At 61.5% G+C, this 1,293-nt stretch carries 1 protein-coding gene and 1 pseudogene; both read left to right on the top strand.

Annotation, left to right across the window (positions count from 1 at the left end; translation table 11 throughout):
- A pseudogene (locus ASC45_RS16110) lies at positions 1 to 241 on the top strand (methyl-accepting chemotaxis protein); the annotation flags it as partial.
- 63 nt (positions 242 to 304) lie between these two features.
- Positions 305 to 1,293, top strand: a 989-nt coding sequence (locus ASC45_RS15325) for a methyl-accepting chemotaxis protein (protein ID WP_141655821.1), incomplete at its 3' end; no start/stop codon positions are given.

Below are 1,293 nucleotides of genomic sequence, written 5' to 3'. Positions count from 1 at the left end.
GCTCTCGGCGGTGACGCAGCAGAACGCCTCGGCTTCGGAAGAACTGGCCGCTACTGCGGAGGAGATGAATGCGCAGGCGACGGCGTTGCAGGACACCATGGCGGGGTTCAGGCTGGTCCAGGATGGATCGTCCCCCTCCCCTGTGCAGTTGCAGCGCACCGCCCCGCGCAAATCTGACAAGACCGCCGAGGAGACCCTGCCGGTTTTGACGCAATTGCATCCCGAATTCGTGCGGTTCTGAAGTTCGGGGCGCCCTCGAAGAAATCCTCACCCAAAAATACCAACTCCGTTCACAGGATCATCCATGAAGACTCGACTTGGATTCAAACTCGACATTCGCCGCAGCCTGTTTCTGCTCTCCTTGCTGTTCATTCTGGGCACGGTCGGCATCACTTTGCTCAACGTCAACCGCCTGCAGTCGTCCATTCTGACCGAGCGGGAAATGATGCTGCGCAACGCTACCCAGACTGCAGAAGGCGTGATCCAGTACTACTACCAACAGGCCCAGGCAGGCAAGCTGACGGAACAACAGGCGCAACAGCAAGCCATGGCCGCCGTCAAGGACATGCGTTACGGCGCCAATAAAGACGGTTACTTCTGGATCACCACCGACACCACCCCAGTGCCGACCATGCTGATGCACCCCACCGTGCCCGCGCTGATCGGCAAGGTGCTCGATCTTCCCAAATTCGACAACGCCACGGCGTATCGCGCAGGCATCGATGCTTCCAACGTCAAGACCGATGGCCGGATGAACCTCTACACCGCGCAAAACCTGGCTGCGCAGAGCCCTGGCGGGGGCATTTTCGAGTACCGCTTTCCCAAGCCTGTGGCCGGTGGCGGCGCCACCAAAGAGGCTTTCCCCAAAGTCGCCTACGCCCTGAGCTTCGCGCCCTGGCACTGGGTCATCGGTACCGGCGTGTACGTCGATGACGTCAGCACCGCAGCCTGGGGCTACAGCATGCAGGGTCTGATCGCGTCGGTCGTGGGCATTGCCGTGCTTCTGGCCCTGGCTCTGTTCATCTCGCGCCGCACCAGTGCCTCGATGCGCAACGCGCTGGCCGTTTTTTCTCGGCTGGAACAGGGCGACCTCACCGTGCGCATGGACCACCGCAGCAATGACGAAATCGGCCAGGTCATGGCCTCCGCACAAAAAATGATCGAACGCTTCACCCACTTCATGGGCTCGGTGCGGTCCTCGGCCGAGCAACTGCTCTCGGCCTCCACCCAGGTCTCGGCCACGTCGCAGAGCCTGTCGCAGTCGTCTTCGGAGCAGGCGGCTTCGGTGGAGGA

This window comes from Thiomonas bhubaneswarensis (genome assembly GCF_001418255.1).
Classification (GTDB): Bacteria; Pseudomonadota; Gammaproteobacteria; order Burkholderiales; family Burkholderiaceae_C; genus Thiomonas; species Thiomonas bhubaneswarensis.
This window is presented reverse-complemented; position numbering and strand designations above follow the sequence as displayed.